This is a genomic window from Serpentinimonas raichei (assembly GCF_000828895.1).
Taxonomy (GTDB): Bacteria; Pseudomonadota; Gammaproteobacteria; order Burkholderiales; family Burkholderiaceae_C; genus Serpentinimonas; species Serpentinimonas raichei.
Map to the genome: position 1 here is coordinate 1,761,056 of NZ_AP014568.1, position 18,659 is coordinate 1,779,714.

18 protein-coding genes are annotated in these 18,659 nt (G+C 67.7%); 7 read left to right on the plus strand and 11 right to left on the minus strand.

Translation table 11 applies throughout. From position 1 onward, the window contains the following. Window positions 1-36: 36 nt before the first annotated feature. From hemP to SRAA_RS08265, 6 genes are all read left to right on the plus strand, one after another. Window positions 37-219 (plus strand): hemin uptake protein HemP, encoded by a 183-nt coding sequence (gene hemP / locus SRAA_RS12310; RefSeq protein WP_144318741.1) that lies wholly within the window; start codon window positions 37-39, stop codon window positions 217-219. A 156-nt stretch (window positions 220-375) separates the two neighbouring features. Then, window positions 376-2,685, plus strand: a complete 2,310-nt coding sequence (locus SRAA_RS08245) for a TonB-dependent hemoglobin/transferrin/lactoferrin family receptor (RefSeq protein WP_045532040.1) — start codon at window positions 376-378, stop codon at window positions 2,683-2,685. A 16-nt stretch (window positions 2,686-2,701) separates the two neighbouring features. After that, complete coding sequence (locus tag SRAA_RS08250; protein ID WP_045533569.1) at window positions 2,702-3,781, plus strand: hemin-degrading factor; 1,080 nt, start codon at window positions 2,702-2,704, stop codon at window positions 3,779-3,781. Further along, window positions 3,778-4,701: a heme/hemin ABC transporter substrate-binding protein gene (locus SRAA_RS08255; protein WP_045532042.1), complete on the plus strand. Its 924-nt coding sequence runs from the start codon at window positions 3,778-3,780 to the stop codon at window positions 4,699-4,701. The genes SRAA_RS08250 and SRAA_RS08255 overlap by 4 nt, the downstream gene beginning before the upstream one ends. Next, complete coding sequence (locus tag SRAA_RS08260; protein ID WP_045532043.1) at window positions 4,698-5,777, plus strand: FecCD family ABC transporter permease; 1,080 nt, start codon at window positions 4,698-4,700, stop codon at window positions 5,775-5,777. The genes SRAA_RS08255 and SRAA_RS08260 overlap by 4 nt, the downstream gene beginning before the upstream one ends. Further along, on the plus strand, window positions 5,774-6,574 hold the full coding sequence (locus SRAA_RS08265; RefSeq protein ID WP_045532045.1) for a heme ABC transporter ATP-binding protein: 801 nt from the start codon (window positions 5,774-5,776) through the stop codon (window positions 6,572-6,574). The genes SRAA_RS08260 and SRAA_RS08265 overlap by 4 nt, the downstream gene beginning before the upstream one ends. 19 nt (window positions 6,575-6,593) lie before the next feature. Here the strand turns inward: SRAA_RS08265 and SRAA_RS08270 are convergent, their stop codons facing one another. The 5 genes from SRAA_RS08270 to SRAA_RS08290 all read right to left on the minus strand — a co-directional run bounded on the left by SRAA_RS08270 (window position 6,594) and on the right by SRAA_RS08290 (window position 11,650). After that, the gene (locus SRAA_RS08270) at window positions 6,594-7,937 is read right to left on the minus strand and encodes a branched-chain amino acid ABC transporter permease (RefSeq protein ID WP_045532047.1); all 1,344 of its coding nucleotides are present in this window, start codon (window positions 7,935-7,937) and stop codon (window positions 6,594-6,596) included. Next, window positions 7,934-8,947, minus strand: a complete 1,014-nt coding sequence (locus tag SRAA_RS08275) for a branched-chain amino acid ABC transporter permease (RefSeq protein WP_045532049.1) — start codon at window positions 8,945-8,947, stop codon at window positions 7,934-7,936. The genes SRAA_RS08270 and SRAA_RS08275 overlap by 4 nt, the downstream gene beginning before the upstream one ends. A gap of 6 nt (window positions 8,948-8,953) precedes the next feature. After that, window positions 8,954-9,658 carry an ABC transporter ATP-binding protein gene (locus SRAA_RS08280; RefSeq protein WP_029462375.1) on the minus strand — a complete coding sequence of 235 codons (705 nt, stop codon included), beginning with the start codon at window positions 9,656-9,658 and terminating at the stop codon, window positions 8,954-8,956. Next, on the minus strand, window positions 9,655-10,437 hold the full coding sequence (locus SRAA_RS08285; RefSeq protein ID WP_045532051.1) for an ABC transporter ATP-binding protein: 783 nt from the start codon (window positions 10,435-10,437) through the stop codon (window positions 9,655-9,657). The genes SRAA_RS08280 and SRAA_RS08285 overlap by 4 nt, the downstream gene beginning before the upstream one ends. A 103-nt stretch (window positions 10,438-10,540) precedes the next feature. Further along, complete coding sequence (locus SRAA_RS08290) at window positions 10,541-11,650, minus strand: ABC transporter substrate-binding protein (protein ID WP_082039986.1); 1,110 nt, start codon at window positions 11,648-11,650, stop codon at window positions 10,541-10,543. 366 nt (window positions 11,651-12,016) lie between these two features. On the opposite strand from SRAA_RS08290, the gene SRAA_RS08295 reads away from it, so the two are divergent. Then, the gene (locus SRAA_RS08295) at window positions 12,017-13,705 is read left to right on the plus strand and encodes a response regulator (protein ID WP_045476296.1); all 1,689 of its coding nucleotides are present in this window, start codon (window positions 12,017-12,019) and stop codon (window positions 13,703-13,705) included. A gap of 32 nt (window positions 13,706-13,737) precedes the next feature. Here the strand turns inward: SRAA_RS08295 and SRAA_RS08300 are convergent, their stop codons facing one another. From SRAA_RS08300 to SRAA_RS08325, 6 genes are read right to left on the minus strand one after another with little or no spacing between them, the layout of a single operon-like run. After that, on the minus strand, window positions 13,738-14,565 hold the full coding sequence (locus SRAA_RS08300) for a lysophospholipid acyltransferase family protein (RefSeq protein WP_052369100.1): 828 nt from the start codon (window positions 14,563-14,565) through the stop codon (window positions 13,738-13,740). A gap of 22 nt (window positions 14,566-14,587) precedes the next feature. After that, window positions 14,588-15,928 (minus strand): dihydroorotase, encoded by a 1,341-nt coding sequence (locus SRAA_RS08305; RefSeq protein ID WP_045532053.1) that lies wholly within the window; start codon window positions 15,926-15,928, stop codon window positions 14,588-14,590. 20 nt (window positions 15,929-15,948) lie between these two features. Continuing rightward, a complete protein-coding gene (locus tag SRAA_RS08310; RefSeq protein ID WP_045532055.1) occupies window positions 15,949-16,902 on the minus strand; it encodes an aspartate carbamoyltransferase catalytic subunit in 954 nt (317 codons plus the stop codon). Beyond that, the gene (pyrR, locus tag SRAA_RS08315; RefSeq protein WP_082039987.1) at window positions 16,899-17,471 is read right to left on the minus strand and encodes a bifunctional pyr operon transcriptional regulator/uracil phosphoribosyltransferase PyrR; all 573 of its coding nucleotides are present in this window, start codon (window positions 17,469-17,471) and stop codon (window positions 16,899-16,901) included. The genes SRAA_RS08310 and pyrR overlap by 4 nt, the downstream gene beginning before the upstream one ends. Then, window positions 17,468-17,911 (minus strand): Holliday junction resolvase RuvX, encoded by a 444-nt coding sequence (gene ruvX, locus SRAA_RS08320; RefSeq protein ID WP_045532057.1) that lies wholly within the window; start codon window positions 17,909-17,911, stop codon window positions 17,468-17,470. The genes pyrR and ruvX overlap by 4 nt, the downstream gene beginning before the upstream one ends. Continuing rightward, window positions 17,908-18,636: a YqgE/AlgH family protein gene (locus tag SRAA_RS08325; protein ID WP_029462384.1), complete on the minus strand. Its 729-nt coding sequence runs from the start codon at window positions 18,634-18,636 to the stop codon at window positions 17,908-17,910. The genes ruvX and SRAA_RS08325 overlap by 4 nt, the downstream gene beginning before the upstream one ends. Between the last annotated feature and the right edge of the window lie 23 nt (window positions 18,637-18,659).

Here is an 18,659-nt window from a genome sequence, read left to right on the forward strand (position 1 = left end):
TTGCGAATCGTTCGCATTTGTGCTTATAATCAAGTCATGCACTCCGCTCCCTGCCCTTCTCTTGCCAGCCCAGCGGCGCTTCGCCACAACGCCGCACCCGTGCGCCGCCTGTCCTTTGCACAGTTGAGCGCCGGCGCGCGCGAGGTTCTGATCGAACACGCCGGACAGGTTTACCGCCTGAGCCTGACGGCGCAAAACAAACTGATTTTGACCAAGTAAAGCCTGCCGTCCTAGGCTCCACCAGCCAAGCGTCCCACGCCAGCCCAGCAACTGCCCACAGACCAGCACCCAAGTCACCCCCCAGCCAGCCAGCGACCCCCGCCATGCGGTGTCTCGAGCCAGCCAGTTTTTTGACCTCCCAACTGGAACCGCCTCGTGAAACGCCAAGCCCGAAACCCAACCCGCGCCCCTGCCGCCGGCCGCCCACCCGCCCCTTCGTCCCTTTTGTTGCAGCCGGTGGCGCTGGCCTGCCTGCTCGCCGGCGCCCCGCTGTGGGCCCAAGCCCAAACGGGCGCTGCAGCGGCCACCGGCAGCTCCTTGTCCACCAGTGCCACCGCCCTCGATGCGGTGGTGGTCACTGGTGCCCGCGCCGAGCGCGAAGTGGGGGATGTGCCGCAGCGCATCGACGTGATCGAAGGCGCGGCGCTAGACGCTACGCAGGCGCAAGACATCCGCGAACTGGTGCGCGACTTGCCCAACGTGGAGGTGCGCCGGGCCCCGCAGCGCTTCGGCGCCGTGCTGGGTGCCACCGGACGCGATGGCAACGCCGGTTTCAACATCCGTGGCATGCAGGGTAACCGGGTCTTGCTCACCATCGATGGCATGCGCGTGCCGCGCGAGCTGGTCGGCGGCGTGCTGGGTTCGGCCGCCTTTGGCCGCGATTACTACGACCTGGGGCTGATTTCGCGCGTGGAAGTGGTGCGCGGCGCCACCTCGGCCCTGTATGGCTCCGACGGCATAGGCGGCATGGTGGCGATGTTCACCCTGCAGCCCGAGCAACTGCTGCAACCCGGCCAATCATTCGGCGGCCGCCTGAGCCTGCGCGCCGACACCGAGGACGATAGCCAAGGCGTGGGCCTGACGCTGGCCGGAGTGGCCAGCCCACAGTGGCAGTGGCTGGGCAGTGTGCAGACCGGGCGCGCCGGCGCGCTCGACAACCAGGGCGCGAACGAGGCTGCCAACAGCACCCGCACCGCCCCCAACCCGCAGCGCGACCGCAACCATTCGCTGCTGGGCAAGCTGGTGTTCACGCCCGGCGGCGGGCAGCGCCACACCTTAACCGCCGAGCACATAGACAAATCCACCGACGTCGATGCCCTGAGCGCGCGCGGCGTGAACCCAGCCACCCCCGGAGCCACCCGCGACCTGCAAGGCGAAATGGATTCGAGCCGCACCCGCCTGAGCTGGGACGGCCAGTTCCCGCTGCGCTCGGCGTGGGCCGACCAGCTGCGCGCCAGCGTGGGCGTGCAGCAGTCCGAAAAGCGCGAAGTGGCCACCGAACAACGCACCCCCACCGCTGTCAACCGCGCGACCTTCCGCGTGCGCGGCGTCACTTACTGGGAAGACATTTTGCAGCTCTCGTTGCAGGCCGAGCGCAACCGCGACCTGGGCCACGGCTGGGCCCACAAACTGGTCTATGGCACCGAGCTGACACGCACCGAGATGGAAAACCTAACCACCGGCGTGGCCCCTCCGGCCGGCGACACCTTCCCCCTGCAGCGCTTCCCGACCACGCGCGAAACCACCGCGGCGCTGTTTGTACAAAGCGAATTCATCAGCGAACGCTGGAGCCTTATCCCAGCGCTGCGCTACGACCGCTTCGACATCGACGCCCAAGAAAACCCCCTCTTCCGGCGCGCGCTGGCCGACCTCTCGGGCGATGCGCTCTCGCCCAAGCTGGGAATCATCTTCCGGCCGCAGCCGCATTGGCAGATCTTTGGCAACGTGGCGGCGGGTTTCCGCGCCCCCAGCCCGCTGCAACTCAACAACTTCTTTGAAAACCTGGTCGGGGTGGCACCCTACCGCACCATCCCGAACCCGAACCTGCGGCCCGAGCGCAGCCAAACCGTTGAACTCGGTGCGCGCGGCCAGCACGGCGCGCTGCAGTGGCTGGCCACCGCCTTCACAGGGCGCTACCGCGACTTCATCGAAGACCAAGTGGCCGTGGGCGGTAGGGGAACAGTCGCCGACCCGCTCACCTTCCAGTCGGTCAACCGGGGCCGGGTGCGCCTGCACGGCTTCGAGCTCGAAGGGCGCTGGGCCCTGAGCCCGGCCACCTCCCTGCGCGCCAGCTACGGACAAACCGAGGGCCGTGACACGGCGCTCAATCAGCCGCTGAACTCGGTCAACCCCGAGCGGCTGGTGCTGGGGCTGGAGCACCGCCTGCAGCAGTGGACGCTGGGCGCGCGCCTGACGCACACCGCCGCCAAAGACCACGCCGACATCCACAACACCCTCACCGGCGGCGCGGTGCAATTTGCTACGCCCAGTTGGACCACGCTGGACCTGCACAGCAGTTGGCAAATCACGCGCCAGACGCGCCTGAGCGCCGCGCTCAACAACCTCACTGACCGCAAATACTGGCACTGGGGCAATGTGCAGGGGCAGCCGGGCAATTCGGCGTTGCTTGATGCCTTCACCTCCCCCGGGCGCAGCCTCTCGCTGTCCTTGGTCAGCAGTTTTTAACCGGAGCCACACCATGATGCAAGCAGAACCGATCCGCCAAGCCTACCAAGCCGCCCGCGCCAAGGGCCTGCGCGCCCGCGACGCCGCCGAACACATCGGCCTAAGCGAGGGGGCTGCGCTGGCGGCGCACCTCGGCCGCCACGAGCAGCCCACGCGCAGCGTGGCATTGCGCCCCGACTGGCTGGCACTGCTCAAAGCGCTGCAAGCCTGCGGCCCCTTGCTGGCGCTGACGCGCAACCGCAGCGTGGTGCATGAAAAAACCGGGGTCTATGAAAAACTGTCGGCGCACAACGAGGTCGGGCTGGCGCTGGGCAAAGAGATCGACCTGCGGCTGTTCTTCAAGCAGTGGCACGCCGGCCTGGCTGTTACCGAGCTCAATGCCGACGCCGACAAACCGGCCAGCTCCAGCCTGCAGTTCTTCGACCGCTACGGGGTGGCGGTGCACAAGATTTTTCTGCGCGACAGCAGCGACCGCGCCGCCTGGAATGCGGTGCTGGAGCAGTGGCAAGACAGGCAGGCAGCGGCGCCGGTGTTTGAGCCGCCGGCTGCAATTGAGCCCAAGGGCGCCGAGCCCACCGTCGATGCCGCCGCCTTTGCCCAAGCTTGGTCCGAGATGAGCGATGTGCACCAGTTTTTCCCGCTGCTGCGCGAGCATGGGGTGGAACGCCAGCACGGCTTGCGGCTGGTCGAGGGCCGCTTTACGCGCCGCGTCGCCCACGCCTCGGTGCGCCAGACGCTGATGGAGGCCGCCTTTGACAACACCCCGATCATGGCTTTTGTGGGCAGCAGCGGCTGCATCCAAATCCACAGCGGGCCGATCAAGCGCGTCGAGCCGCTGGAGATGCGTGGCCAGCTTTGGCTCAACGTGCTCGACCCGGGCTTCAATTTGCACTTGCGCGAAGACCACATCGGCGCCGTCTGGGTGGTGGAGAAGCCCAGCAGCGACGGCACCATCACTTCGCTGGAAGTGTTCGACCAGCACGGCGAGCTGATGGCGCTGTTTTTTGGTGCCCGCAAGCCGGGACAACCCGAATTGACCGCTTGGCGCCATCTGTTGGAGCACCTGACGGGGGTGGAAGAAGGATCGCTGTCATGAATGCGTTGGCAACTGCCACACCGGCCGGGTTGCGGCGGCGCGGCTGGCTGGCGGGCGGCGGCGCGGGGGTGGCAGCCTTGGCTACCTCGGGCTTGGGCTGGCCACTGGGCGCACTGGCAAGCCCTGGCACACGGCCAGCGCGCCTGATCACCGTCGGTGGCAGCCTGACCGAGGCGGTGTTTGCGCTGGGGGCCCAGGCGCACCTGGTGGGCACCGACACCACCAGCCTGTACCCGGCGGCGGCGCAGGCCACGCCCAAGGTCGGCTACATGCGCCAGCTCTCGGCCGAAGGGCTGCTGGCGCTGCGCCCAGACGTGGTGCTGGCCTTGGCCGGCTCCGGCCCGCCGCTGGTGCTGACGCAACTGCGTTCGGCCCGGGTGCAGGTGGAATTGGTCGAGCGCCGCCACGAATGGGACGATGTGCGCCGCACGGTGCAGGCGGCCGGGCGTGCCACCGGACGGGAGGCCGCTGCGCTGGAGTTGCAGCGCCAGCTCGACCAGCGTTGGGCCACGGTGCGCGCGCGCATCCAAGCCCACACGGGCGCACGGCCACGGGTGCTGTTCATTATGGCGCACGGCGGCAGCCCGCTGGTGGCTGGGCGCCAAACCGCCGCCCACGCCATGCTGACGCTGGCCGGGGCCGACAACGTCATCAGCGGTTTCAACGGCTTTAGGCCCCTGACGGCCGAATCGATGGCCGCTGCCGCCCCAGACGCCATCGTCACCACCACCCAGAGCCTGCAAGCCATAGGGGGCGAATCCGCCTTTTGGCAGCGCCCCGAGTTGAGCCTCACCCCGGCCTGGCGACACCGCCACCGTGGCGCCGCGCTGCTGCACCAAGACGCGCTGGCGCTGCTGGGCTTTGGGCCCCGGCTGCCGCAGGTGCTGGAACAACTGCACCAGGGCTTGCTGCGGGTATGAACACGCTGGCCCTGAAACGCAGCGGCGCGGCCTGGCTCAGCCAGCGCCCGAGCGGCCCCTTCGTGCTGGCGGGCCTCACACTGGCGCTGCTGCTGAGCCTGCTGTGGGCCAGCGGCCAAGGCGCCTTTGGCTTGCCACTGCGCGAACTGCCGGCCGTGCTGGCGGCGGCGCTGTGGCCGACTGGCGAGCGCAGCGCCGCCGAACTGGTTTTCTTCAACATCCGCCTGCCGCGGCTGGTGCTGGCCGTAGCCGCCGGGGCCGGGCTCGGGCTGGCCGGGGCACTGATGCAGGGCCTGTTTCGCAACCCGCTGGCGGACCCGGGGCTGATCGGCGTCAGCAGCGGGGCCGCGCTGGCAGCCGCCTTTGCCATCGTGCTGGGCAGCCTGTGGTGGCCCGAGCTGCCGCTGGCGCTGGGCACCTGGCCGCTGATGCTGATGGCCTTCTTGGGCGGCGTGGTGGTCACGGCCCTGATCTACGCGCTCGCGCTCGGCGAAGGCGGCACCCGCGTGGGCATCATGCTGCTGGCCGGCATTGCCATCAACGCACTGGCCGGGGCCGGCATCGGGCTGCTGAGCTACCTAGCCACCGACGAGCAGTTGCGCAACCTGCAGTTCTGGATGCTGGGCAGCCTGGGTGGCGCGCGCTGGGAAGCGGTGTGGGTGGTGGCTTTGATCGCGCTGCTGAGCGCGCTGCTGGCGCTGCGGCTGGCGCGCCCGCTCAACGCGCTGGCGCTGGGCGAGGCGCAGGCCACCATGCTCGGGGTGCCGGTGGAGCGCCTCAAGCTGCTGTGCGTGCTGCTCACCGCGCTGGTGGTGGGGGCCATCACCGCCACCACCGGCATCATCGGCTTCATCGGGCTGGTGGCGCCGCACATCGTGCGCCTGCTGGCCGGGCCCGATCACCGCTGGGTGCTGCCGGGTTCGGCGCTGCTCGGGGCCACCCTGGTCTTGTTGGCCGACGCGTGGGCACGCACCGTGATCGCGCCGGCCGAACTGCCGCTGGGCATCATCACCGCCTTGGTCGGGGTGCCGTTCTTTTTGCTGCTGCTGCGCAGCGCCCACGCCCGCACCCTATGAATACGCCACCGCACGGGCTGCAAGCCCAAGACATAGGCGTACGCCTGCACGGTCGCATCCTGCTCCAGGATATAGCCCTGCACCTGGCGCCGGGCCAAGTGGGGGTGATTCTGGGCCCCAACGGGGCCGGCAAATCGACCCTGCTCAACGTGCTCGGCGGCCTGCTGCGCCCGCAAGCCGGCGCGGTCTGGCTCGACGGCGAGCGCCTGGGCCGGGGCAACGCCGCCGCGCTGGCGCGCCGCCGCGCCTACCTGCCGCAAGAGCTGGTGCCGGCCTTTGATTTCACGGCGCAGGAAGTGGTGGAACTCGGGCGCTACCCGCACCGCCTGCAGCCCGCCGCCGACGAGGCCGACATCGTGCGCGCTGCGCTGCAGCACTGCTCGGTGGCGCACCTGGCGCAGCGCAGCATCCGCCAACTCAGCGGTGGCGAGCGCGCCCGGGTGCAACTGGCGCGCACGCTGGCCCAAGTCTGGCACCCCTGCCCCAGCGGGTGCAGCAACTGGCTGCTGCTCGACGAACCCACCGCCGCGCTCGATTTGCAGCACCAGCACGCCACCTTGGCCACTTTGCGCCAGTGGAGCCGCAGCCGCGGCGCCGGCGTGCTGCTGGTGCTGCACGACCTCAACCTGGCGCTGCGCTACGCCGACTGCTGCTGGGTGCTGCAAGACGGCCGCCTGAAAGGCCACGGCGACCCCACCACGGTGCTGCAACCCGCGCTGGTGCAAGCGGTCTGGCAAGTGCGCACCCACGCCGTGAACGACCCGGCGGGCGTGGCGCAACTGCTGCTGGCGGCCTGAGGGCTAGGGGGCTAGAGGGCTAGCGCCGCAGCGAATGCGGCCGCTCGCTGCGCTCCGGTATCAGCCCGTGCGGCCTGAAGCGCAGCACCAGCAGCAAGATCATGCCCATCACCATGAGCCGGATGTGCGCCGCGCCTTCGAGCAGGTGCGCGCGCAGCCAGCTCTCGGCCGGCAGGGTGCCGGTGATGATGTCCATCAGCCACAGCCCGATCGGCTCGGCCTGGACCCAGAAGAACCAGATCAGGAAGCCGCCCAAAATGGCGCCCATGTTGTTGCCCGAGCCGCCCACGATCACCATGACCCAGATCAGGAAGGTGAAGCGCAGCGGGTTGTAGGCGTTCGGGGTGAACTGGCCGTCTATGGTCACCAGCATGGCGCCGGCCACGCCGACGATGGCCGAACCGAGCACGAACACCTGCAGATGGCGGCCGGTCACGTCTTTGCCCATGGCTTCGGCGGCGGTTTCGTTGTCGCGGATGGCGCGCATCATGCGGCCCCAGGGCGAGTGGATGGCCGTCTGCGCCAGCCAAAACAGCAGCAGCAGCACGCCCAGCGCCAGCCCCAGATAGCCCAGCTTGACGATGTACGAGGCCAAGTCCGGCACCTCGATGCTCAGGCGCAGCGCCCATTCCTGCAGCCAGGCGGTTTGCTGCAGGTCGATCTCTTGCGGCAGCGGGCGCGGCAGGCCGTTGACGTTGTTCACGCCTCGGGTGAGCCACTCTTCGAAGCGCAGCAGCGAGAGGATGATCTCGGCGATGCCCAGCGTGGCAATGGCCAGGTAGTCGGAACGCAGGCCGAGCGTGATCTTACCGATCATCCACGCCGCCCCGGCCGCGAACAGGCCACCCACCACCCACGAGAGCATGATCGGCAGCCCAAGGCCGCCGAGGTAGCCGGTGGCGGCCGGGTTGACAGCTTCGATCAGCTCCACCGCCGGGTCGAAAAAGTGCCGGGTGATGAAGTAGCCGCCGAGCAAAATCACCGCCATGGCCCACATGCGCGCGCGCCCGCGCTTCATGCGCTTATAGACCAGCAGCGCCACCAGCAGCGTGGCCAGCGAGAGCAACACCGAGGTGATGATGCCCGAGCCACCGGCCTGCCAGGCCTCGGGGGTGGGCGGCATGGAGACCAGCACCGCAGCGATGCCGCCGAGCGCGGCAAAACCCATCAGGCCGACGTTGAACAGCCCGGCGTAGCCCCACTGCACGTTCAGCCCAAGCGCCATGATGGCGCCGATGACGCAGTAGATCATGATGGTCAGCGCCAGCGACCAGCTTTGCATGACACCCACCAGCACCAGCGCCAGCCCCATCAGGCCAAACAAGATCGGCGCATTGGCCTTGTGATTGATCCAGGCATTCATACCGATTTACCTCCGAACAGGCCGGTTGGCCGGATCAGCAGCACCAGCACCAAAATCACGAACGAAACCGCAAACTTGTAGTCGGTTGAGAGCAGTTGCATCAGGCCCTCGGGCTCCCAGCCCTCGGGGCCGAGGTACATGAACACGCGCCGCCAGGCGTAGGTGAGCAGCACCTCGGAGAAAGCGACGATGAAGCCGCCCGCAATCGCCCCCAGCGGGCTGCCCAGCCCGCCGACGATTGCCGCGGCAAAAATCGGCAGCAGCAACTGGAAGTAGGTGAAGGGCCTAAAGCCCTTGTCGAGCCCGTACAGCACGCCAGCCACGGTGGCCAGCGCAGCGGCCAGCACCCAGGTGATGAGCACCACCCGCTCCGGGTTGATGCCCGACAAGAGCGCCAGGTTTTCGTTGTCGGAGTAGGCGCGCATCGACTTGCCGGTGCGGCTGCGCTCCAAAAACCAGAACAGCGCCAGCACGATCAGCACCGCCGTGACCAGCGTCAGCGCCTGGCTGGTGCGCAAGGCAATGCCCTGCTCCAGCCCGGTGAAGTCGCGAAACTGCGCCACGGTGAAGATGAAGCGCTCGCCGTCGGTGAAGTGCTGCTCGCCCGGCCCGATGATGAAGCGCACGATGCCATTGAGCAGGAACATCACGCCCACGGAGCAGATCAGGAACACCACCGCCGGGGCTTTCTTGACCCGGTGGTAGCGATAAACCCAGCGGTCCGAGAGCAGCACAAAGCCTATGGTGACCAGCACCGCCACCGGTATCGCCAGCAGCGCCGTGGGCAAAAAGCCCAGGCTCACGCCCTGCGATTGCAGCCACCAGGTGAACAAAATGGCGATCATGGTGCCAAAAGCCATGGTGTCGCCGTGGGCGAAGTTGGAAAAACGCAAGATGCCATAGACCAGCGTCACGCCCAGCGCACCCAGCGCGAGCTGGCTGCCGTAGGCGGCTGCGGGCAGCAGCACGAAGTTGGTGAACATCGCCAAGGCGTTGAAAATATCTTCCATGGCTGCTCAGCCTCCGAGGAAAGAGCGACGGACTTCGGGGTTGGCCATCAGGGCCGCGCCGCTGTCGGTGAAGCGGTTGCTGCCCTGCACCAGCACGTAGCCTTTGTCGGCAATGTTCAGGGCCTGGCGGGCGTTTTGCTCGACCATCAAAATGGCGATGCCGGTGCGCGCGATTTCGATGATGCGGTCAAACAACTCGTCCATCACGATCGGCGACACGCCCGCAGTGGGCTCGTCGAGCATCAGCACCTGCGGCTGCGTCATCAGAGCGCGCCCGACCGCCACCTGCTGGCGCTGGCCGCCCGAGAGCTGGCCGGCGGGCTGGCGGCGCTTTTCCTTGAGCACCGGAAACAGCGCATAGACCTGCTCCAGCGAGGCGCGGATGTCGTCGCGCCGGATGAAGGCCCCCATTTCCAAGTTTTCTTCCACGCTCATGGAGGTGAACACATTGTGCGTCTGCGGCACAAAACCCATGCCCGCCAGCACGCGCTGCTGCGGGCTGAGCGCCGTGATGTCGGCGCCCTTGAAGCGCACCTGGCCGTGGCGCAAGTTGAGCATGCCAAAAATGGCCTTCATGGCGGTCGATTTGCCGGCCCCGTTGGGCCCGACGATGACGGCAATCTCACCCTGTTCGACCGCGATGGTGCAGCCGTTGAGGATGTCGCTGCCGCCGTATCCGCCGGTCATGTTTTCGCCGATGAGAAAGCTCATTGGGCTGCCCCCGGTTTGTTTTTCAGGCCACGGCCCAGGTAGGCTTCGATCACCTGCTCGTTGGCGATGACTTCGGCGGCGCTGCCACGCGCCAGCACCCGGCCTTCGGCCATCACGATCACCGGGTCGCACAGGCGGCCGATGAAGTCCATGTCGTGCTCGATCATGCAAAAGGTGTAGCCGCGCTCGCGATTCAGGCGCACGATCGCGTCGCCCAAGGTGTTGAGCAGGGTGCGATTCACGCCGGCCCCGACTTCATCCAGAAAGACGATTTTGGCCTCGGTCATCATGGTGCGGCCGAGTTCGAGCAGTTTTTTCTGCCCGCCCGAGAGGTTGCCGGCCAGTTCGTCGGCCACGGCCTCGATCTGCAGAAAGGCGATCACCTCGTCGGCCTTGGCGCGCACCGCTTCTTCCTCTTGGCGCACCTGGCTCGGGCGCAGCCAGGTGCCCAACAGGGTTTCGCCGCTCTGGCGCGGCGGCACCATCATCAGGTTTTCGCGCACCGTGAGCGTGGCAAACTCGTGCGCGATCTGGAAGGTGCGCAGCAGGCCACGGGCAAACAGCTCGTGCGGCGGCAAGCCGGTGATGTCCTGCCCGTCGAGCAGCACCTGGCCCGCGGTGGGCTGGTAGTGGCCGGCAATGACGTTGAACAGCGTCGTTTTGCCGGCACCGTTGGGCCCGATCAGCCCGGTGATGCGGCCGGCTTCGATGGTGAGCGACACGTCATCGACGGCGCGGATGCCACCGAACTGCATCCGTAGGTTTTTGACTTCTATCATGGCAACAAAACAAACGGCCCGCACCGGGTGGGCGGACCGTTTTTTAGGCGTTGAAGGGTCAGCCAGCGCCCCGGTGCCGGGGCGGCTGGCTGTGGCGTAGGGATCAGCGGAAACCAGTGGTTTCCATGCGGCCGTTGCGCACTTCGATGAGCCTAAAGCCACCAGCCGATTCGCCCGGGGCAATCAGGCGCACCGCCGAAGCGCCTTCGTAGTTGATGCGCCCGCCTGCGGCCAGAATGCGCAGACCGCGTGCCAGATCGCCGGCGTTGATGGTCTCGCCGGGGCCGTTGGCAATCGCCATGATCTGCTCTTTGACGCGTGCGCTGTCGGTCGAGTTGGCGGCCTGCATGGCCAGCAAAATCAAAGCGGCGGCGTCGTAGGACTGGTGCGTGAAGGGGCCGATGTTGATGTTGGCAGCGCGTGCCAGTTGCTCGAAGCGCGTGCCACCGGGGCTTTCGGAGCCGGGTTTGGTGCCAAAGGAGCCGTTGAGCCCCGCACCGATGGCCGGTGCCAAGCTGTCGCCGATCATGCCGTCGGGCAGGAAGAAGCGGTTGAAGGCGCCGCTGTCGAGCGCCGAGCGGATGATGCCGCGCCCGCCTTGGTCCACATAACCGGCCACGATCAGGATCTCGCCCCCGGCTGCGGCCAGCGCCGCCACTTCGGCGGTGTAGTCGCCCTTGCCGTCTTCGTGCGCGGCGGCAATGGTGATGCGGCCACCCAGGCGCTCAAAGTTGCTGCGGATGTGGCTGGACAAGCCGCGGCCGTAGTCGTTGTTGGTGAAGGTCAGGGCGGCGCGGGAAATGCCGCGCTCGCGCAGCAGCTCGGCGATCAATTCACCCTGGCGCGCATCCGACGGGGCGGTGCGGAAGAACAGGTCGTTGTCGCGCACCGTGGTCAGGGCGGGCGAGGTCGAGGATGGCGAAACCATCAGCACGCCACGCGGCACGGCAACGTTTTGCAGCACGGCGGTGGTGGCGCCCGAGCAGTCGGCCCCGACGATGGCGCTGACGCGCTCGGCGGTGATCAGGCGCTGCGCGGCGGCGCTGGCGGCGGCGGCATCGACGCAGGTTGAATCGGCGCGCACGGCTTCGACGCGGGTGCCGCGCAGGAACAAGCCACTGGCGTTGACTTCACGAATGGCCAGCTCGGCGCTGGCGGCCATGCCGGGCGTGAGCGATTCGATCGGGCCGGTAAAGCCGAGCAAAATCCCCAAACGAACCGGGTTGGCGGCGGCGCCAGCAGCAGCAGGCGCCGGGGTTTGGGCCTAGGCCGCAAAGGCCAAGGAGGCCGCTAGGGCGGCGACGGTGAGGATCTTTTTCAAGAATGGCTCCTGGTAAGGAAATAAATGCCGGGCAGGCCGCCCGTGGGCACATCTAAGGTGTGAATCTTAGCAGCAGTTAAGCCAGCATTCATGAAACTGACACGTCAGCAAGGGTAAACCACGGACCCTCGACCCTTGCTCACATCCGGCTTTGCGCTGGTGCTGCAGCGCCTGCAAGCAAACCGCAACGCAGGAGCGCCCAACGGGCAATCCGGGTTAAAGTCACACATACCCTCCGCTGCGGCCACCCACGCACCCATGAACAGCCCCTCTGCCCTGCCAGCGCTTGCCCTCGCGCCAAGCCAACCGAAGGAACTGCACCAGTCGGCAGCCTTGGTGGTCGATGGCAACCCAAACACGCGCATGACGCTGGCGGGCCAGTTGCGCACCATGGGGCTGCAATCGGTGAGCCAGACCAGCCGCATCAGCGAAGCGCGGCGCGAGTTGGAGCGCAACCCCTTCGATGTGGTGATTTGCGGTGACCAGTTCCCCAAGGATGGCAGCAACGGCCAAGACCTGCTCGACGATTTGCGCCGCAGCGGCCTGCTGCCCTACGCCACCGTCTTCATTTTGTTGACCGATGAAGCCACCTACCTAAAGGTGAGCGAAGCGGCCGAATCGTCGGTGGACAGCTACATCGTGCGCCCCTACTCGGCCGGCAGCCTGGGCGACCGGATCGCGCAAGCCCGCCTGCGCAAATCCGCGTTGCAGCCGATCTACGCCGCGCTGGAGGCCCGGCAAACCGATCTGGCGGTGCAACTGGCGCGCACCCGGTTGGCCGAGCGCGGGCCGCAGTGGCAGCAAGCTGGCCGCCTAGGGGCCGAGGTGTTGCTGCGCCTGAGCCGCTTCGAGGAAGCGCAAGCGCTGTTCGCGGCCTTGTGGCAGGCCGACCCAAAGCCGTGGGCCTTGTTGGGCGTGGCGCGCACGCAACTCGACGCCGGCTCACCCAACGCCGCCTTGACCACGCTGCAGGAGTTGCTCGAACTCGAACCCAACTACCCAGAAGCCTACGATGTGCAGGGCCGGGTGCAAATGGAGCTGGGCCAGTTTCAGGCCGCCCTTGCCAGCCTGCAAACGGCCTTGTCCTTCACCCCACTGGCCATCGGGCGCCAGCAGCGTCTGGGGATGTTGGCTTTTTTTGCGGGCAACCGGGCCCAATCGGTCAATTTGCTGGAGCGCTCGACCCAGCTTGGGCTGGACTCCAAGATGTTTGACAGCGAGTCGCTGGTGTTGCTGGCGCTGGCGGCCTTTGCCAACCAGCAGCCGGCGCAACTGGAGCGCCACTTGGCCGAGTTGCGCAAGCGCTTGCGCGCCCAATCCGATGACTTGCGCCTGCAGCGCTTTACCGACCTGGTGGCCGCCTTGTCGTTTTTTCAGCAAGGCCAGCCCGAAAAAGCGCGCAACCTGGTTTCCGTAGCCTGCAACCGGGTCATGGAGCCCAGCTTTGACATGGAGGCAGCACTCAACCTGTTGTGCGCGCTGAGCGGGCTGGAGCGGCGCCAAGCCGGCTGGCTGGACGAAACGGGCGTGATCGACCGCATCGGGCGCCGCTTTGCTACCAGCAAGGCCATGGGCGACCTGCTGAGCAGCGCAGCCAGCGCCCATCCACCCTTTGCCGAGCGCCTGCAGCAGGCCCAAGACGACATGGTGCAACTGATCGAGCGCGCTCTCAAGACGGCCAACAACGGCTCGCCACAAAGCGCCCTAGAAGACCTCTTGCGCACGGCCGAGGCCACGCACAATGCGCGCGCCGTCGAATCGGCTTGGCTGGTGCTGCAGCGCTACGGCTCCAGCTTGGCCGGGGCCGACGAGCTGCGCCAGCGCATTGGGCAACTGCGCACCGACTACGGCACGGCGCGCAACAAACCGGCCTTGGGCGACCCCCGGCTGCGCCCGACGGGTGGGGTCAATCTGGGCGCACTGGACCGCCCAGCAGCGCCTGCCTGAGGGCCCCGCAGCCACCGGCTGCACCCCGGCACTCATGTCGCTTTTTGAGGTGTTTTTTCTGGTGTTTTTTTCCAGCGCGGCGGCTCGCCCGTGCGCGGCAACAAGGGCTGATTGGCCAAACGCCCAATTTCGACCCGCAGCGACTCGGCCCAGGCGCGGCGGTCGCGCCCTTGTGCGGTGTCGGGCTCGCCCCAGTGCACCACGGCCTGCAAATCGCTGGCGCTGACGATGCGCCAGACCGAAGTGAGCAAATTCGCTTTCCCAATATAGACTGCCGCATCGTGGCGTGGCGCCTCGCCCAGCAGGGCATGGCCGTCGCCTCGAAGATAAACCAGCCCGACCGGCAGGATGGGGCAGTCGGCCTCGAGCGCAGACTGCAGCAGCGACGCATGAAAGGGCATGATGCCTTGGCCGTCGCCGGTGGTGCCCTCTGGGAACAAGGCAATCAAATCGCCATCGCGCAATGCGGCGGCCGTCTGCTGCGCCACCCGCAACGCGTCGCTGCGCTTTTGGCGCTCGATGAACAAGGTGCCCGCCCCAATCGCCAAAAGGCCAATCACAGGCCAATGCCGCACCTCGGATTTGGAGATGAAACGGCACGGCTGGCTGGCGTTGATAAGCAAAATGTCAAGCCACGAAATGTGGTTGGCCAGCACCAACAGCGGCCCTGCGGCCGGTGGCTCGCACAGCACCTGCAGCCGCACCCCCATGATGCGCAGCGCCTGGCGCGTCCAGTCGCGCGCTGTCACTTGGCGCGCGGTTGCGGACAAACCGGGAAAGCGCCAACGCACAAGGTACAAGCCCACTGCGATATGCAGCAGCAGCCGCAGCAAGCGCCAGACAGCGCGCACAAACCTCATGGGTCGTCGCTCCACCGGCGTGTCAAGCCTGCCCGGGCAGGGCGGCCGCTTCAAACACCACCTGCCCGCCCACCAGCGTGGCGCGCACACTGGCCGGCAGCTCGCGGCCCTCGAACGGGGTGATTCGGCCTTGGCTGCGCAGCCCAGCCCCGGCCACCGTCCAGGCGCGCTGCGGGTCGATCAGGCACAGGTCGGCCACCCCGCCTTCGCTGACGCGCCCCAAACTGGCCTGCAAAGTGCCCAAGCTCGCCCCCAGCACCCGCGCCGGCCCGGCCGTGAGCACTTCGAGGGTGCGCAGCAGCGGCACTTTCTCCTCGGCCGCCCACTGCAAGGCCAGGCCCAGCAGCAGCTCGACCGCGGTCGCGCCCGGCTCGGCCTCGGCAAAGGGCTGCACCTTGGCGTCGGCCGCCACCGGGTTGTGATCCGACACCAGCGCGTCGATGCTGCCATCGGCCAGCGCGGCGCGCAAGGCGGCGCGGTCGCTGGGCTGGCGCAGCGGCGGCTGCAGGCGCGCGCGGGTGTCGTAGTGGCCGATGTCGGCGTCGCACAGGTGCAGGTTGTGTGCGCTCACATCGCACGTGAGTGGCAGGCCGTCGGCCTTGGCCTGGCGCACCAGCGCCACCGCCGCCGCCGAACTGAGCCGGCACAGGTGCAGGCGCACGCCCGGCCCGGAGCTGGAGGCGCTGGCCTGCACGCCGCGCAGCAGCTCCAGCGCGGTGTGCACCGCCAGCACCTCGGCCGCCACCGGTATGCCGCTCAGGCCCATGCGCGTAGCCAGCGGGCCACTGGCCACCACCCCTTGGCCGAGCCAAAAGTCTTGCGGCCGCAGCCAGACGCTGTAGCCAAAGGTGGCGGCGTACTGCAGGGCGCGCTGCAACACCTGGGTGTTGACGATGGGCACCTCGGCCTGCCCAAAACCCACGCAGCCGGCCTGGCTGAGTTGCACCATCTCGGTTAAGGCCTCGCCCTTCAAGCCGCGCGTGAGGGCACCGAGCGGAAACACCCGCGCCTGGCGCAGCTTTTGCGCGCGCGCTTTCAGCATGTCCACCAGGCCGGGTTCATCCAGCACCGGGTCGGTGTCGGGCGGGCAGACCAGGCTGGTGACGCCGCCAGCCAGCGCCGCCCCGAGCTCGGTTTCCAACATGCCGGCGTGCTCCTGCCCCGGCTCGCGCAGGCGCAGGCACAGGTCCACCAAGCCAGGCACGACCCAGCAGCCGCGGGCGTCGAGCACGCGCTCGGGCGCAAAGTCGGGCCGCACCGGGCCGATGCCGATGATGCGCCCGGCGGCAATGGCCACGTCGGCCACCCGGTCGGTCTGGCTGGCCGGATCGATCAGGCGTCCGCCCTGTATCAGTATCTTCATGTTTGCTGCTCCACAGGCGGTTAGGCTTCGTTGGCGGCGACGATGCCCATCACCGCCATGCGCACCGCGATGCCGAAAGTCACCTGCTCCAGCACCACGCTCTGCGCGCCATCGACCACGCTGGAGGCGATCTCGACACCGCGGTTGACCGGCCCCGGATGCATCACGATGGCATCGGGCTTGGCCCAGCGCAGGCGCTCGGGCGTAAGGCCAAAGCGCTGGAAATACTCTTGGCTCGACGGCAGCAGGGCCCCGTTCATGCGCTCGTTTTGCAGCCGCAGCGTGATCACCACGTCGCAGCCGCGGATGCCTTCTTCGAGCTCGTGGCAGACGCGCACCCCCATGGCGGCCAGATCGGGCGGCACCAGCGTGCGCGGCCCGACCACCCGCACATCGGGGCAACCCAGCGTGCGCAGGGCGTGGATGTCGGAGCGCGCCACGCGCGAATGCAGCACGTCGCCCACAATGGCCACAGACAACTGGCTGAAATCGCCCTTGTGGTGGCGGATGGTGTACATGTCGAGCAGCCCCTGCGTGGGGTGGGCGTGGCGCCCGTCGCCGGCGTTGATCACGTGCACGTGCGGGGCCACGTGCTGCGCGATCAGATACGGTGCGCCCGATTCGCTGTGGCGCACCACGAAGATGTCGGCCGCCATGGCGCTCAGGTTGGCGATGGTGTCGAGCAGCGATTCGCCCTTGGCGGCCGAGCTGCGCGCAATGTCGAGGTTGATCACGTCGGCCGATAGGCGCGTGGCGGCGATTTCGAAGGTGGTGCGGGTGCGCGTGCTGTTTTCGAAAAACAGGTTGAACACGCTTTTGCCGCGCAGCAGCGGCAGTTTTTTGACTTCGCGCTGGTGCACGCCGACGAAATTGGCCGCCGTGTCGAGGATGTGCGTCAAAATTTCGCGCGGCAGCCCTTCGGTCGAGAGCAGGTGGATGAGCTCGCCGTGGCGGTTGAGTTGTGGGTTGTTCATGCCGCGCCCTCCTGCGCCTTGCTGCCGGGTGTGGGGCCGGTGGCTGCGGTTTTGGATGCGGTTTCGGCAGCCAGCTCGAAGTCGAAGCCGCCCTCGGGGCGGCGCACCAGCTCGAAGCGCAGCGCCGCATCCAGCGGCAGCCGCACGGCGGCAAAGTCGGGCGCCAGCGGCAGCTCGCGCCCGCCGCGGTCCACCAGCACCGCCAGCCGCACGCAGGCCGGGCGGCCGTGGTCGTAGAGCTCGTTGATGACGGCTCGCAGCGTGCGCCCGGTGTAGATCACGTCGTCGATCAGCAGCACCTGGGCAGCGTTGACCTCGAACGGCAGGCTGGTTTGCGAGCCGTGCGCGCGCAGGCCGCGCTGGGCGTAGTCGTCGCGGTGCAGCGTGGAAGAAATGATGCCCGCTGGCCCCGGCAGGCCCAACTCGCTTTGCAGGCGCTCGGCCAGCCAGGCACCCCCGGTGGCCACCCCGACCAGGTGCGGGCAGGCGGCGCTGCCCGCGAGCAGGGCTTGCACGCCGCGCTTGAGCTCGGCATACAGCAGCTCGGCATCGAGTGGCAAATGGCTCAAGGCAGACTCCTCAAAAATTGCTCCAAAATGATGCAGGCGGCGGCGGCATCGGCGTCGCGCGCGCCCAGGCTGTGCGCCTCGGTGCTGCTGTAGCGCTCATCGACTTCGTACACCGGCAGCCCAAAGCGGCCACGCAACTGGCGCGCAAACTTTAAGGCCAAGGCGGTGTTTTCGTGCGGCGCGCCGTCGGGGTGGGTGGGGATGCCGACCACCAGCGCGTCGGGTTGCCACTCGCGCAGGCGCGCTTCGATCAGGGGCCAGCGCGCCGCCCCTTCGGCGCGCAGCGTGGACTGGGCGGTGGCGCTGCGGGTGAGCCGATTGCCGGTGGCGACCCCGGTGCGCTTGCGCCCCCAGTCAAAGGCCAAAAACAGGCGCTGACTGTCTGGCACGACCGCAGCCGGTGCGGCGCTTGGCAACGCGGCAAGACCGGCCGCGCTCATGCATGCCCCGCGCCCGGGGCCAGCATCCACGGCTGCAGACCCAGCAGGGCCATGGCCTTTTCATAACGCTGCGCCAGCGGGGTATCAAAAATCAGGGCCGGATCGGCGTCCACTGTCAGCCAACTGTTCTCACCGATCTCGGATTCGAGCTGCCCCTCGCCCCACGAGGCATAGCCCAAGGTGAGCAGCATCTTGGCTGGCCCGGCGCCGCAGGACAGGGCTTCGAGCACATCGCGCGAGCTGGTCATCTCCAGCCCACTGCCCGCAATTTTGAGGCTTGCCGCATAGGCGCTGGGCAGCGCGGGCACCGCCTTGTGCTGTGCCTCATCGGGTGCGGGCGCACCGCGCTCGGATTCGGGATCGGACTCGAGCCCGGCCAGCGCCTCGCGCAGGGCACGCGCCACCGCCGGCGGCGTTTCGTCGCTGCCCACCGCCTGCACCGCGCCCATGGCCGGGTGCAGCACAAAGCCGCGGTCGGTTTGCAACGGCCCGCCGAGCAGCACCTGCTGCTCCGCCAGTTCGCTGCGGCGCAGGGGCAAGTCCACCTTGTCAAACAACTCGCCCACCGTGAGTTCACTGGCTTTGTTGATGATCAGGCCCATCGCCCCGCGCGGCGTGTGCTCGCACAAAAACACCACGCTGTTGCCAAAAAGCTCGTCTTTTAGGCCCGGCATGGCGATCAGAAAGTGGTGGGTCAGGTTGGTGGGTGCAAAATCCGCAGTCATGCCACGCATTCTAAGCGCCCACC